This is a genomic window from Burkholderia latens, from assembly GCF_001718795.1.
In the GTDB taxonomy this organism is placed as follows: domain Bacteria; phylum Pseudomonadota; class Gammaproteobacteria; order Burkholderiales; family Burkholderiaceae; genus Burkholderia; species Burkholderia latens_A.
Window position 1 is genome coordinate 891,054 of the sequence record NZ_CP013435.1, and the last position, 14,686, is coordinate 905,739.

Genomic DNA, 14,686 nt, shown 5'->3' on the forward strand with positions numbered 1-14,686 from the left:
AATGAAAATCGGAATTTACAACAGATATTGGGGTACGATGGGTGGTGGTGAAAAGTACACCGGAACCATCGCTCAAATATTAAGTGAAGCCCATGAGGTCGATCTTATTCACACTACGAAGGTCGACGTAAAGGAATTTCAGGATCGCATGAACCTGGATCTTTCTCGGGCTCGCTGGGTCGAGTGGCCGGGTGATTCCTGTGCGCAATTGGCGTCCAGGTCGGCCGAGTATGATTTATTTACCAATTCGACTTATTGTTCTTCCATGGTTTCGCAGGCGAAATCGTCCATTTATGTGGTCTTTTTCCCGCATCAATTATCGCCTCGGCCAATGGGGCCAAGGCGAAAGGCGTTGGCTTCCGTGCTCGGAGCGATGGCTCGATCACCGCGATTGCTGGGCCGCTCGGGTGCGAGACTGGCTTCGAGAGCGTTCGGGAGAATTCAGCGAGGAAGCAATGAGTTTATTTCGAGCTATCAGGTAAAAGTCACGATTTCCCAATTTACGACCGAATGGCTCGAGCGTCGCTGGGGATGTAAGGGAGTGGTGCTGTCGCCACCCATTGACATCGAACGTTACGCGGATATAGACAGCTCGGGAAAGTCGCGCGTCATTCTCAGTGTGGGTCGCTTCTTTCACGGTGGAAAGGACGGGCACAACAAGAAGCATCTCGAGCTCTTGCGTGCTTTCCGCGCCATGTGCGACAGCGGACGTGTTCCGCAAGGATGGGAGTATCATCTCGCGGGCAGCGTCAATTTGAATACGCCGGATGATATTGGATATTTTCGAGAAGTGAATGAGCTTGCAAAGGGATATCCGGTAAAAATACTCGGAAATATTTCCGCGGATGCTTTGAAGCAGGAATATGCAAAGGCAAGCATTTTCTGGCACGGATCCGGGTGGGGGGAAGATGCCGAATCGTTCCCTGAGCGAATGGAACACTTTGGTATGACGACTTGCGAGGCGATGGCTGCGGCATGCGTGCCGGTGGTAATGCCTAAAGGGGGTCAGCCCGAAATCGTTGATAACGGGGTTAATGGATTTCATTTCCGCGATGCGGACGAACTCGCTGCTCGCACCGAGAAGTTAATGGCGATGTTTGGTCACCCAGATCTGGAGGCGATGGCGGCTCGGGCTCGTGAAGACGTAAAGCGCTATTCCTTGCCGCATTTTAGAAAAGGGGTTCTTGAATTAATCGATGCTATATAAGTCGATTGATTGCTGATGCCTCATCCCGCTTCGCGCAGGAGCCGCGTTTCGAGCTGGAAGGGGCGGCGCGCAGCGGGAGCCCGTCGACGCAGCGTTGCACTGCCGGGGCCTTGGCGTCTACCTCTTGTTTGAGAGCTTTGTGTGTCCGCTCGGTCGTCAGTGGGCGTGGCGGTCGGAAGTCGGTCGCCCAATGCGCGCTTGTATTGCGAAGTGGGACGTTTTCGCTACTTTAATTGCGAGTGATGCGATCAGCGCGTGTCTGTCGTGCGGCGCGCGGAACTGCCCGGTGTAGGCTGTGCTTCCACCGGGCCTCCGTTCTGCGCGCCGTAATCGAGACTTCTACACCGGTTCGGTCAGATGCTGTGAGATCCTAAGTCAGCATCCATTTCAACGTATCCCGCAGTGGAATGGAGTCGATGGGGCCGAGTGAGCGTATAAGCTCGTCGCAATTCCCAATCAGCTTATGAACTTCGTTCGCGCGGACGAATTGCGGATTCACACATATCTCCGGATCGTGGCCGGTCAGTTCACGCGCGATCGCCAGGATATCCTGCAGCGAATGTCCAACTCCAGAGCAAACGTTGAATGTTCTCCCCGCGAAAGTGCCTTCGATCAACCGACGATACACGGCCACTACCGTGCGAACGTCCGAGAAGTCGCGCACAACGTGGAGATTGCCGAGCTCGATGCGTTTTGCCTTGTCGCGAAAATGGCCGACGATTTTGGGCAGAAGAAACCGGTTGTCTTGCCCGACGCCGGTATAGTTGAACGGCCTCGCGATAACGATCGGGAGTTTGTCTGCCCACATCCGGGCGACTAGTTCCATCGCGAGCTTGCTGATCGCGTAGTCGTTGACCGGAGCCGGGGGAGTCTGCTCGTCGATGCTTTCCTGATCGCAATTGCCGTATACGTTGGCGCTGCTCGCGAGTAGCACTGACTTCGGCTGACATCCCGAACGCTCTAGTGCGTCAAGAAGATTTCGGGTACCGACGACGTTGGCCTGATAAATGTCCCCGGCAGTGCCGTGTTGCACAAACGCGATCGCAGCGAGGTGCACGACCGCATCGGGTTTTTCCAATGCCAGTATTTGCGTCAGATTTTCACGATCGAGAAGATCGCAGACATGCGCTCGCCCTGGAACATTATCTCTTTCCGCGCGAACGATCCCGCAAACGTCATGGCCGGATTGGGCCAATTCGGTCGCCAGGTAGCGACCGGTAAACCCATCCAGCCCAGTTACGAAGACCTTTGCCATGCTTCAGAACGAGACGCCGGCTTCGTTTCGGCGAATATCCGCCTCGACCATCATCTGACACAGCTGCTCAAGCGTGGTTTGCGGTGCCCACCCGAGTTCCTTCTGTGCTTTGGCCGGGTTGCCAATCAGCAGATCGACCTCCGCAGGGCGATAAAACTTCGGGCTGATCCTTACGATGGCTTTGCCGGACCGGCTATCGATTCCGACTTCCTTTTCACCGCTGCCTTCCCAGGCGAGTTCGAAGCCGGCGGCTTGCGCAGCCATGGACACGAAATCTCGAACGGTCTCGGTTCGGTTCGTGGCAAGCACATAGGTATCGGGGCGGGCAGCCTGAAGCATGCGCCACATCCCTTCGACGTATTCCTTCGCATACCCCCAGTCGCGTTTGGCGTCCAGGTTCCCGAGTTCCAGCACGTCGAGTTTGTTCAGGCGGATCTTTGCCAGGCTGTCCGTGATTTTGCGCGTGACGAACTCTTTGCCACGCAGCGGTGACTCGTGATTAAACAGAATACCGCTGCACCCAAAGATGTCGTAGCTTTCACGATAGTTGACCGTCATCCAGTGCGCGTAAAGCTTGGCGACACCGTACGGGCTGCGCGGGTAGAAAGGCGTACTTTCTACTTGGGGAACGGCCTGGACCTTCCCGAACATTTCTGAAGTGCTTGCTTGGTAGAAGCGAATCTTAGGGTTGACGATCCGAATAGCCTCGAGCAAATTTAGTGCGCCAAGACCAGTGATCTGGGCGGTTGTGGAAGGCTGATCGAACGACACGCCGACGAAACTCTGCGCCGCGAGGTTGTAAACTTCCGTCGCTTGCGTAGTTTGAAGAAGACGGATGCTGGATCCCAAATCAGTCAAATCGTATTCCACGAGGTGAAGATCAGGATGACCGACGATGCCGATCTCCTCGATTCGCCAGAAATTCACTGAACTGGTACGGCGATAGGTGCCGTACACGGTATAGCCTTTCTCGAGGAGAAGCTGTGCGAGGTAAGCCCCATCCTGACCTGTAATGCCGGTAACGATCGCGACTGTCATGTGCTATTCGGTTGGTTCGTAAAGTAAGGTTTGGGTACGCCACGACGTGCGCCGGTGCACATGCTCGATCGAGTACCGCTCCAAATCGACTGCAGCAGGGTGCTTGCCGGCGGCCCGTCTTGCTGACCGCATCGTACGGATTCTAACATCCAGGGAGCCCCTTTTCTGCGCGGCTTGCGTAGCGCCGGGCCCCGCTCAGCGTCGTTCGCCATGCACATAGGGTCGCAACGTCGAGTTGCCTGCGGCGACAAATTTGATCAAACTTGCGCGGCGGCGCCGCAAATGCGATGGCCCCGTTTCGTCCATGTCCCACCACCGCTGCGTTCTTGATGCCCCTCGATCCCCCGCTATCATTTCCTGCCGACGGCCTGTCGGTCTCGATTGTTGTCTACCGGCCGGATCGCCCGCAGCTCGAACACACGTTGGCCAGCCTCGGTGCAGCTTGCGACGAAGTGCGCATCGCTCGTCCGGGCTTGCCGATCACTCTGTATCTGATCGACAACGGTGGATTGGGCGCTTTGCCAGAAACTATCGAGTCACTCCGTGCGGCGGGCATAGCTTGCGAGATCGTGTCAGGCCACGGGAACGTCGGCTACGGCCGAGGTCATAACCTCGCGATCGAACGTGCGGCGGGGCGATTCCACCTGATACTGAATCCCGACATCGACCTCGACCGGACCGCGCTGTCGGCCGGGCTCGCATTCTTCGACGCGCACCCCGAGTTGGGGCTCGTCTCGCCCTGGATCGGTGACGACCAAGGCGGACAGCAGTATCTCTGCCGCCGTTATCCGTCGCTGGCTGATCTTGTCGTGCGGGGCTTCGCACCCGCAAGCGTCCGGCGGCGGTTCGCGCATCGTCTTGCACGGTATGAACTCCGGGATCAGAGCAATGCGCGGGATGTCCTTTGGGACCCGCCGATCATCAGCGGTTGCTTCATGCTGTTCCGGACCGAAACGCTGAAGCAACTGCGTGGGTTCGATCCGCGGTATTTCCTCTACTTCGAGGACTACGACCTCAGCCTGCGCACGCATGACGTCGCACGCGTCGCCTATGTTCCGTCGGTCCGCGTGATCCACCACGGCGGCGGCGCGTCCCGCAAGGGCTTCGCGCACATCCGCATGTTCGCGGCGTCGGCCTTCAAGTTCTACAACCGTTTCGGCTGGAGGTTGTGGTGACCCGTCTCGTCGTTACCGGTGCAAACGGTTTTGTCGGCCGCGCAGTATGCCGTCGCGCGCTGGAGGCCGGGCATACCGTCACCGCCTTGGTGAGGCGTCCGGGCGGAACCATCGACGGCGTGCTTGAATGGGTGCACGACGGAGCCGATTTCGACGGCCTCGACGAAGGATGGCCGACGGATCTTGTAGCCGATTGCGTGATTCACCTCGCGGCCCGTGTGCACGTGATGCGCGACGAGTCGCCGGATCCCGACGCTGCGTTCGACGCGACCAACGTCGCCGGTACCTTGCGTCTCGCTAAAGCTGCGCGCCAGCATGGCGTGCGCCGCATCGTCTACGCAAGCAGCATCAAGGCCGTCGGTGAGAGCGACGGCGGCATACCGTTGTCGGAAGTGGTAAGCCCCGACCCGCATGACGCCTACGGCCGCTCGAAACTGCGGGCGGAACGCGAGCTCGCCCAATTCGGTGCGTCAAACGGGCTCGACGTCGTGGTCGTTCGACCGCCGCTGGTCTACGGTCCCGGCGTACGCGCCAACTTCTTGCGCATGATGGACGCTGTTGCGCGAGGGATGCCGCTGCCGCTCGGCTCCATCGCGGCACGTCGCAGCATCGTCTACGTCGACAACTTGGCCGACGCGCTGCTGCAATGCGCGATCGATCCGCGCGCGGCCGGCGAATGCTTCCACGTTGCGGACGACGATGCGCCGTCCGTCACGGGCCTGTTACGGCTGGTCGGCGACGCACTCGGCAAGCCGGCCCGCCTCATCGCCGTCCCACCTGCCGTGCTGCGCGCCATCGGCGCGCTGAGCGGTCGCCGCGAAGCGATCGACCGCCTGACCGGCGGCCTCCAGCTCGATACGAGCCGGATCACGCGCGTGCTGGGCTGGCATCCACGTTATACGACCCGGCAAGGCCTCGAAGCGACCGCCGCATGGTATCGTTCGCGCGATACACAACAATAGCCGACATGCATCTCCCGATATCCACGTGGCCCGAAGCGGCCGTGGTGGCGCTAGCCGCTGCGATCGCGTCGACAGCCATCCTGTGCGTGCTGCTGGCGACCGGCCTTGCGTGGCGCCTTGCCACCGATATTCCGAACGACCGTTCGCTCCACACGCTGCCGACGCCGCGCGTCGGCGGATGGGGCATCGTACCGGTTTGCGTCGTCGCGCTGCTCGCGCTGGCGCCCGACTTGTGGCTGATCGCTGCCGCCGCCGCAGGGCTTGCCGCGGTGTCCCAGATCGACGATCGGCGCGGGCTGCCGGCCCGCGTCCGGTTCTCGGCGCATCTCGCCGCGGTCGCCGCGCTGATCGCAGTGTTTCCGGCCGACGCACCGTGGTGGCTGCTGTTCGCCATCGGCTTCGTGATGGTCTGGCTGACGAACCTGTACAACTTCATGGACGGCGCCGACGGCCTCGCGGGCGGCATGGCGCTGTTCGGCTTCGGTGCGTATGCGATCGCGGCGCTGACCGGCCCGACGCCGTCGCCGAACCTAGCCGTGGCCGGCTCGGCTGTCGCCGGCGCCGCGTTCGGGTTCCTGCTGCTGAATTTCCACCCGGCTCGGCTGTTTCTCGGCGACGCCGGCTCGATTCCGCTCGGATTCCTGGCCGGGGCGCTTGGCTACTGGGGCTGGAGCGGCGGAGTGTGGCCGATCTGGTTTCCGGCGCTCGTGTTCGCCCCTTTTATTGCCGACGCATCTGTAACACTTTTGAGACGTCTGTTACGCGGCGAAAAGTTTTGGCAAGCGCATCGGGAGCATTATTATCAACGGATGGTCCGGGCGGGCGTGGGTCACCGCCGGACTGCTCTTTATTGGTACCTCATCATGCTCGCAGGCATAATCGTCGCCATGTGGGCAAAGGGCCGGCCGGAACTGCAGCAATGGCTGTCGTTCTTCGCGTGGTACGGCGTCCTGGCATGTATCGGATTGGTAATCGACATGCGTTGGCGCCGGTTTCGGCCGACCGCCGAAAATAACTCTTGAGGTTTCCCGCCGATGTTGCGATCCAAAGCATCATGGCTTTCGCTGAGCGCTTTCCTGTTTGACCTGACGGCGGTCACCGCCGCGTGGTTGTTCGCGTATCTCGTCCGATTCAATGGCAGCGTTCCGTCCGACTTCATGGGCGGCGCGCTGACTGCGCTTCTCTGGGTGCTGCCGGTCTACGCGTTGATGTTCCACTTGTTCGGCCTGTACCGCGGGCTGTGGGTGTTCGCGAGCCTTCCCGACCTGATGCGGATCTCGAAGGCGGTGGCAGGCGGCGGCGTGATCGTAATGATTGGTGCCGTGATGTTCCAGCCGTTCCCGATCATTCCGCGTTCGGTGCTGCTCGTATCGCCGTTGATGCTGTTCCTGGTGATGGGTGGTGCGCGCGCGCTGTACCGCGCAACGAAGGAGTTTTATCTGTACGGTGGCCTCGTCGGACAGGGCAAGCCGGTGCTGGTGCTCGGCGCCGGCACGGCCGGCGCGAGCCTCGCGCGCGAACTGTCGCGATCGGGCGAATGGCGTCTCGTTGGCCTGCTGGATGACGACCGGACAAAGCAAGGACGTGAGATCTACGGCCACAAGGTGCTCGGTTCGTTCAATGATCTGAAGCACTGGACTGACGCGCTGAAAGTCGAATACGCGATCATCGCGATTCCATCGGCATCGGTCGAAACGCAGCGCCGTGTCGCGACGCTATGCGTGCGCGCGGGCATCAAGGCGATGGTGCTGCCATCGCTGACCGCGCTGATGCCGGGGCAGGGGTTCCTGTCGCAGGTGCGCAATATCGACCTCGAGGACTTGCTCGGTCGCGATGCGGTGACGATCGACACGCCGCACGTCGAGGCGCTGCTGCGCGGGCGTGTCGTGATGGTAACGGGCGCGGGCGGCTCGATTGGTTCCGAGCTGTGCAGGCAGATCCTCCGCTTTGCGCCTGCGCAACTCGTCGCATTCGATCTGTCCGAATACGCGATGTACCGGCTGGCCGAGGAACTGCGGGAACGCTTCCCAGACCAGCCCGTGCTGCCGATCATCGGCGACGCGAAGGATTCGCTGCTGCTCGACCAGGTGATGTCGCGCTATGCGCCGCATATCGTTTTCCACGCGGCCGCGTACAAGCACGTGCCGCTGATGGAAGAGCACAATGCTTGGCAGGCACTCCGCAACAACGTGCTCGGCACGTATCGTGTCGCGCGCGCGGCGATTCGCCATGGCGTTCGCCATTTCGTGCTGATTTCGACCGACAAGGCTGTCAATCCGACCAACGTGATGGGCGCGAGCAAGCGGCTCGCCGAAATGGCCTGTCAGGCATTGCAGCAGACGAGCGACGGCACGCAATTCGAGACGGTTCGTTTTGGCAATGTGCTCGGCAGTGCCGGCAGCGTGATTCCGAAGTTCCAGCAGCAGATCGCGAAGGGCGGCCCGGTGACGGTCACGCATCCCGAGATCACGCGCTTCTTCATGACGATTCCGGAAGCGTCGCAACTCGTGCTGCAGGCGTCGAGCATGGGCCACGGCGGCGAGATCTTCATTCTCGACATGGGCGAGCCGGTCAAGATCGTTGATCTCGCACGCGATTTGATTCGTCTGTACGGTTTCTCGGAGGGGCAGATCCGGATCGAATTTACGGGGTTGCGGCCTGGCGAAAAGCTTTACGAGGAATTGCTCGCCGACGACGAGACGACGACACGCACGCCGCATCCGAAGCTGCGGATCGCGCGTGCGCGCGAAGTGCCCGACCATCTGCTCGATGAGCTGTTGCCGTGGCTGATGCAGCACCGCGTGCTCACCGACGATGAGGTACGGCGCGATCTGCGGCGCTGGGTGCCGGAATATCAGACTACGGTTACTCCTGTGCTGCAGAGCGTACCGAGACGGGCGATTGCCAGCGAGTGATCGCGCCGTAACCGATCGCGATGACGCAATAGCGATCGCGGAATCCATGCCGTTCAGTGGCGAGCTGAACGGCATTTTTAATTGGTGGGATCGCCGCGAACCCGGCCGGATTGACGTGTGACGAGTTGCGGACGTGATTTCCAGTTTTTGCAACATTCGGGGGCGGCGATGCGCCGTCTGTCGGGGTGCAACTGCAGGTGCGACTTGCGCTCGCCGAGCATCGGGTTCGATACATCGTGGTATTTGACTACCGACCGATTCCTTCCTATGTTTCCCTCAAGGTAGCCGCGCGATTGCCGTAAATAACAAAGGTGAAAAGCCAGATACGAGCTCTACGTTCGATACCAATCCGATGAAAGCGGAACATATTGCAAGGGGAATGAGCGCGGCACTCATGGTGCTCGCGCTATCGGGGTGTGGCGGCGACGACAGTCCGACGGCGGCCGTAACCGCTACCGCGCAGGCCGGCAAACTGTCGGCGTTGCGAGCCACGGGCAACGTCGTGAGCGCGGCGCCGATGAGCGCAACGGCGCCGGTGCATGTCGCGCTCGTGCTCAAGCTGAACGACGAAGCGGGGCTGAATCGCTTCGTGCAGGACGCGCGAACGCCCGGCAGCCCCAACTTCGGCGCCGTGCTGACCTCGGCGCAAATTGCCGCGCAGTACGCACCCACCACCGGCCAGGTCGCCGCCGTGAAGACTTATTTGGCAAGTAAGGGCTTCACGAACATCAAGGCCGCCGACAACAACATGATCGTGGAAGCCGATGCCCCGGCCGGCGTGGTATCCGGTGTATTCCAGACGACGCTCGTACCGGTCGCGATGGCGGACGGCACCAGCACGCACATCAATACGGCCCCGGAGACGGTGCCTGATGCGATCAACGGGGTCGTCAAGGGTGTTCTCGGGCTCGATACCGCAACCCGCCTGCGTCCGAATTTCGTGCGCGCCTCCCGTGCCGCTGCCGCGCCGACGGCAAACGCGTCGCCGACGACCTCCGCGGTCACGGTCGGGCACGGTCCGACGCAGTTTCCGGCCATCTATTCCGTCGGCAGCACGCCGACAGCCGCCAACACCACGGTCGGCCTCATTGCCGTGGGAGACGTGACGCAGCCAGTCATCGACTTGGCGACGTTCGAAAGCAACAACCAGTTACCCGCAGTGCCCGTTTCGGTGATTCATGCCGGGTCGTCAGGCACGGACACAAGTGCGAACCTCGAATGGTCGCTCGATAGCCAGACTATCGTCGGGATGTCCGGCGGTCTCAAGCAGCTCAATTTCTACGTTGCACGATCGTTTGCCTGGAGCGATATCGCCGTTGCAATCAACCGTGCCGTGAGCGACAACACCGCCCGGGTCATCAACATGTCGATCGGCGGTTGCGAGAACTGGGCGCCGACAGCGTCCATGGACACGCTATTCCAGCTCGCCGTCGCGCAAGGGCAGACTTTCTCGGTCAGTTCCGGGGATTCAGGTAGCGTGGCATACGGCTGCACCGGGACGTCCGTGCAATATCCGGCGACATCCCCATATGTCGTGGCAGTGGGCGGTACGACGCTCTATACGAACGGGAACGGCAGCTACGCGGGTGAGACGGCCTGGGACGGCAGCGGCGGCGGCATCAGCGGTATCGAGCCGATTCCGTCGTGGCAGTCGAATGTTCCGGCGCTCAGGGGCCGCGCTTTCCGCGGTATGCCCGACATCGCCTTCGACGCCGATCCGAACAGCGGCGCGGTAGTCGTCGTCGGCGGACAACTCGAGCTCGTGGGCGGTACAAGCCTGTCCGCACCGCTGTTTGCGGCGACCTGGGCGCGCATGCTGTCCGGTGCTTGCGCGACGAATCCCGGTTTCGCGGCGCCGTTGCTGTACAGCGCTCAAGCCACGGTTCCGTCGGCCTTTCGCGATGTCACCAATGGATCGAACGGCGCATACAGTGCGGGTACTGGCTGGGATTTCGTGACCGGCTGGGGCACACCCAACATCAGCGTTCTGTATTCCGCGATATGCGGGCCGACGACTCCGATCTACGGCGGGGTGATCAACGCAGGGACGGTACTCAGGCCCGGGCAAATCGTCTACTCGGGTTCCAAAAGCCATCAACTGGCTATGCAGAATGACGGCAACCTCGTGCTTTACAACACCACGAACGGTGCCCCCGCATGGAATTCCGGCACGTCCGGAAATGCCGGAGCGTATGCAGTCTTCCAGACTGACGGCAATTTCGTGGTGTACGGGCCCAGCGGCAACGCGCTGTGGAACTCGGCGACCAGCAGCACGTCGTTCGGGCAGTATCTCGTCGTGCAGGACGACGGCAATATGGTGGTCTACGCGTCGTCCGTCCCGGTATTTGCCACATCGACCGCCGCTAGCGTATATACGAATTCCTCGAGCGGTCCGGCGGTCTGGAAGGGCGGCGTCGCGCTCGGTAGCGGCCAGAGTTTTACCTCCGGCAATGGCGCGAACGTTCTGGTCATGCAGGGAGATGGGAATCTGGTACTGCTTCGCCAGGGCGTTGCGCGGTGGAGCTCGGGTACCTATAGTCATCCGGGCGCGTTTGCGGTGATGCAAGCGGATGGCAATCTGGTCGTCTACAGTTCGACGGGCGTTCCGCTCTGGTATTCCGGCACCAGAGGCTATCCCGGCGCGGCCACATACGTTCAGGACGACGGTAACGTCGTGATCTACACGCAGATGCCGCGCTGGAGCTCGAACACCGCGGGAATCTAGTATTCCGCTTGTCGAATCGAGGTTGCGCGGTCACGGCTCGTCGGCAACGACGAGCCGTGCAAACCGGCTGCAAACCGGCTGCCCGCTGCACCCCTCAATGCCCCCGCCGTTCCTTCCTCACCACCATCCACCGCGGCACCCTGAACCTCACGATGCTGAGATAGAGCCACACATAAGTCAGCGCGAACAGCACGACAAAAACGAACAGGTGCACGGTATGCCGCCAGAACAGCGTCGCCGGAATCACCGCAACGAGGCACAGCAGCCACAGATACGGTGAAGTCAGCGAGTTCCGCCGCGTCAGATCGTGCGCATGCTTGGTCCCCACAGCCCACCGCATCAGCCGCTTGTATACGAGCATGTGCAAATGCACGCCATCCGGAATCCCCGGCGACATCCCGCGGATGAACTTCTTCCGGTAGATGGAGAAGCATGTCTCGAAGATCGGATACATGAACAGCAGCACCGGATACCACGCCGATACTTCGCGATTGCGCATCACGAGCATGATCGCGAGCTCGGCCAGCATGAATCCGATGAAATACGCGCCGCCGTCGCCGAGAAAGATCAGCCCGGCCGGGAAATTCCACAGGAAGAAACCGAGCACGGCGCCCATCATGATGATCGACGCGGACATCACGACCGGGTCGCCCACGTGGAACGCGACATACGCGAGCGACGCGAACATCATGAAGCTGACCATCGACGCGAGACCGTTGAACCCGTCGATGATGTTGATCGCGTTCGCCAGCGCCGCGACTGCGAGCACCGTGATGAACGCGGAAATCGCCACGTAACCGAGCAGGAAATCGAGCGGCGGCACGCTGATGCGCTTGACCGCAATGCCCATCAGCCAGAACGCGAGCGCGGCCGCGCCCATCGTGCACAGCAGCCGCGCGCGCGGCGACACGCGCTTGGTGAGGTCTTCGACGAGCCCCGACAGGAATGCCGGCATCCCGCACGCGGCGATCCCGAGAATGCTGCCGGCGATCGTCGGATAGCGCCGCGACAGGATCAGCGCGGCAATGACGACTCCGGCGAGGATCCCGATGCCCCCGACGCGCGGCACCGGCCGCACATGGAATTTCTGCACGCCGGCGAGGTCGCTGTCGACCGAGAATTTCTCGTGCAGATGCGCATAGCGCACGATGAACAAGGTGACGAGCAGGGAGACGATGAAGCCGGACGCGAAGCTGAGCATGGGATCGCTCGGAAAATGGACAGCGGATTATACAAAACCGCGCGGGTTGCCCTCCTGCCATTTCCAGTGGTCGGCGCACATGTCTTCGATCCCGAGCGTTGCGCGCCAGCCGATGATCTCGGCAGCCGCCTGCGGGTTCGCATAGCATTCGGCGATGTCGCCGGGGCGGCGCGCGACGAGTTCGTACGGCACCGGCCGGCCGGACGCCTTCTCGAACGCGCGCACGACTTCGAGCACGCTGTAGCCCTGGCCGGTGCCGAGGTTCACGACGAAGCTCGCATCGCGTTTCGCGAGCGCGTCGAGCGCGGCAATGTGCCCCTTCGCAAGATCGACGACGTGAATGTAGTCGCGCACGCCGGTGCCGTCCGGCGTCGGGTAATCGGAGCCGAACACGCGCAGCTTCTCGAGCTTGCCGACCGCGACCTGCGCGACGTACGGCATCAGGTTGTTCGGGATGCCGGCCGGATCTTCGCCGATCAGCCCGCTCGAATGCGCACCGACCGGATTGAAGTAGCGCAGCGTCGCGATGCGCCATGACGGGTCCGACACTTCGAGGTCGCGCAGGATTTGCTCGGCAATCAGTTTCGACTGGCCGTACGGATTGGTTGCGGACAGCGGGAACGATTCGTCGATCGGCGAGCGCTCGGGCACGCCGTACACGGTCGCCGACGAACTGAACACGAACTGCCGCACGTTGCGCTCGCGCATGATCTTGAGCACGGAAAGCAGCCCGCCGAGGTTGTTCTGGTAGTACTCGAGCGGCTTCGCGACCGATTCGCCAACGGCCTTGAGCGCCGCGAAATGGATCGTGCCGGTGATCTGATGCGCATCGAACACCTTCGCGAGCGCGGCTTCGTCGCACACGTCGACCTGGTGGAATGCCGGCGTCTTGCCGGTGATGCGCTCGATGCGGCGCACGGCTTCGGCCTTGCTGTTGACGAGGTTGTCGACGATCACGACATCGTAGCCGTTGTCGAGCAGCTCGACGGCGGTGTGCGAGCCGATATAGCCCGCACCGCCGGTAACGAGGATGGTGCCTTTAGCGGTCATGCTGATGTGCTCCTTCAGAGTGTGATGCCGGTCAATGCGTGAATGGTTTGCCGGTAGCGTTCGACGACCTGCTGCTCGTCGAATTCCGCGGCCACCTTGCGGCGTCCGCGCGCGCCCATCGCGTCGCGCCCCGCGTTGCCCAATTCGATCGTGCGAATCAGCTGCTCCGCGAGGCTCGCGCTGTCGCGCACGCGGCACAGGAACCCGGTTTCGCCATCGGCGACGACGTCTCGGCAGCCCGGCACGTCGGTCGCGACGATCGGGCGGCCCATCGCCGATGCTTCCATCAGCGTGCGCGGCACGCCTTCGCGGTACGAAGGCAGCACGACGCAGTCGGCCGCCGCGATGTGCGGGCGCACATCGTGCGCCTCGCCGAGATACTCGACGACGCCTTCGCCGACCCACGCATCGACGTCCGCGCGGCCGATCGCGCTCGGGTTGTCGACGCCGAGCGGCCCCAGCAACCGGAAGCGCGCGTCCGGATAACGGGCACGCACGACGCGCGCGGCCTCGACGTACTCGCGCACGCCCTTGTCCCACAGCAGCCGGCCGATCAGGATGAACACCGGCCCGTTGCCGGCAGGCAGCGGCACCGGCGCGAACTGCTCCAGATCGACACCTTCGCCGTGCAGCAGGCGCGCGCGCTCGGGATGCGCGAGCAACCGCTCGTCGGTGAAGGTCGCGAGATCGTCGCGGTTGAGGAACCAGACTTCGCGCGGAAAGCGGAACGCGAACCGGTACAGGCGCTTCGCGACGCTGGCCGCGCGGCTCTTCTGGATGAACACGTAACCGAGGCCGGTCGTGACCGCGATCGACGGCACGCGTGCGAGCCATGCGGCGATCGACCCGTAGATGTTCGGCTTGATCGTGTAATGAAACACGAGATCGGGCTTCAGCGCGCGGTAATGGCGCACCAGCGCGGCCAGCGTGCCGAGGTCCTCGCGCGGGCTCGTGCCCTTCGACGCGACTGCGAGCCTGACGTAGCGGCAGCCCATCTGCTCGAGCAGCGGCACCGTGCGGTCGTGCGGTGCGATCACGATGACCTCCGCGCCACGCGCGACGAGCGCACGAATCAACCCGTGGCGGTACGTGTAGATCGCCCAGGCCGTGTTGCAGACGAGCGCGATGCGCAGCGAGGAGGTAGCGGACATGAAAAAA

At 62.1% G+C, this 14,686-nt stretch carries 11 protein-coding genes; 6 read left to right on the forward strand and 5 right to left on the reverse strand.

Annotation, left to right across the window (positions count from 1 at the left end):
• The first annotated feature begins 1 nt into the window (after position 1).
• Entirely contained in the window at positions 2–1,207 is a 1,206-nt protein-coding gene (locus WK25_RS29940; RefSeq protein WP_083252954.1) for a glycosyltransferase family 4 protein, read from the forward strand.
• Positions 1,208–1,577: 370 nt separating this feature from the next.
• On the opposite strand, the gene WK25_RS04130 is transcribed toward WK25_RS29940, so the two are convergent.
• Complete coding sequence (locus WK25_RS04130) at positions 1,578–2,462, reverse strand: NAD-dependent epimerase/dehydratase family protein (RefSeq protein WP_069241039.1); 885 nt, start codon at positions 2,460–2,462, stop codon at positions 1,578–1,580.
• A 3-nt stretch (positions 2,463–2,465) separates the two neighbouring features.
• On the reverse strand, positions 2,466–3,500 hold the full coding sequence (gene gmd, locus WK25_RS04135) for a GDP-mannose 4,6-dehydratase (RefSeq protein ID WP_069241040.1): 1,035 nt from the start codon (positions 3,498–3,500) through the stop codon (positions 2,466–2,468).
• Between the two features lie 329 nt (positions 3,501–3,829).
• Between gmd and WK25_RS04140 the strand changes: the two genes are divergently transcribed.
• The 5 genes from WK25_RS04140 to WK25_RS04160 all read left to right on the forward strand — a co-directional run bounded on the left by WK25_RS04140 (position 3,830) and on the right by WK25_RS04160 (position 11,277).
• The gene (locus tag WK25_RS04140; RefSeq protein WP_069241041.1) at positions 3,830–4,675 is read left to right on the forward strand and encodes a glycosyltransferase family 2 protein; all 846 of its coding nucleotides are present in this window, start codon (positions 3,830–3,832) and stop codon (positions 4,673–4,675) included.
• Complete coding sequence (locus WK25_RS04145) at positions 4,672–5,637, forward strand: UDP-glucose 4-epimerase family protein (protein WP_069241927.1); 966 nt, start codon at positions 4,672–4,674, stop codon at positions 5,635–5,637. Before WK25_RS04140 ends, WK25_RS04145 begins: the two co-directional genes overlap by 4 nt.
• A gap of 5 nt (positions 5,638–5,642) precedes the next feature.
• Positions 5,643–6,659: an MraY family glycosyltransferase gene (locus tag WK25_RS04150; RefSeq protein ID WP_069241042.1), complete on the forward strand. Its 1,017-nt coding sequence runs from the start codon at positions 5,643–5,645 to the stop codon at positions 6,657–6,659.
• 12 nt (positions 6,660–6,671) lie between these two features.
• The gene (locus tag WK25_RS04155; RefSeq protein WP_069241043.1) at positions 6,672–8,552 is read left to right on the forward strand and encodes a polysaccharide biosynthesis protein; all 1,881 of its coding nucleotides are present in this window, start codon (positions 6,672–6,674) and stop codon (positions 8,550–8,552) included.
• Positions 8,553–8,904: 352 nt separating this feature from the next.
• Positions 8,905–11,277, forward strand: a complete 2,373-nt coding sequence (locus WK25_RS04160; protein WP_156788999.1) for a protease pro-enzyme activation domain-containing protein — start codon at positions 8,905–8,907, stop codon at positions 11,275–11,277.
• A 94-nt stretch (positions 11,278–11,371) separates the two neighbouring features.
• Here the strand turns inward: WK25_RS04160 and WK25_RS04165 are convergent, their stop codons facing one another.
• From WK25_RS04165 to WK25_RS04175, 3 genes are read right to left on the reverse strand one after another with little or no spacing between them, the layout of a single operon-like run.
• Positions 11,372–12,478 carry an MraY family glycosyltransferase gene (locus WK25_RS04165; protein ID WP_069241044.1) on the reverse strand — a complete coding sequence of 369 codons (1,107 nt, stop codon included), beginning with the start codon at positions 12,476–12,478 and terminating at the stop codon, positions 11,372–11,374.
• 27 nt (positions 12,479–12,505) lie between these two features.
• Positions 12,506–13,528 carry a UDP-glucose 4-epimerase GalE gene (gene galE, locus WK25_RS04170; RefSeq protein WP_040143570.1) on the reverse strand — a complete coding sequence of 341 codons (1,023 nt, stop codon included), beginning with the start codon at positions 13,526–13,528 and terminating at the stop codon, positions 12,506–12,508.
• A gap of 14 nt (positions 13,529–13,542) precedes the next feature.
• Positions 13,543–14,679: a glycosyltransferase family 4 protein gene (locus WK25_RS04175; protein ID WP_040143571.1), complete on the reverse strand. Its 1,137-nt coding sequence runs from the start codon at positions 14,677–14,679 to the stop codon at positions 13,543–13,545.
• Positions 14,680–14,686: the final 7 nt, after the last annotated feature.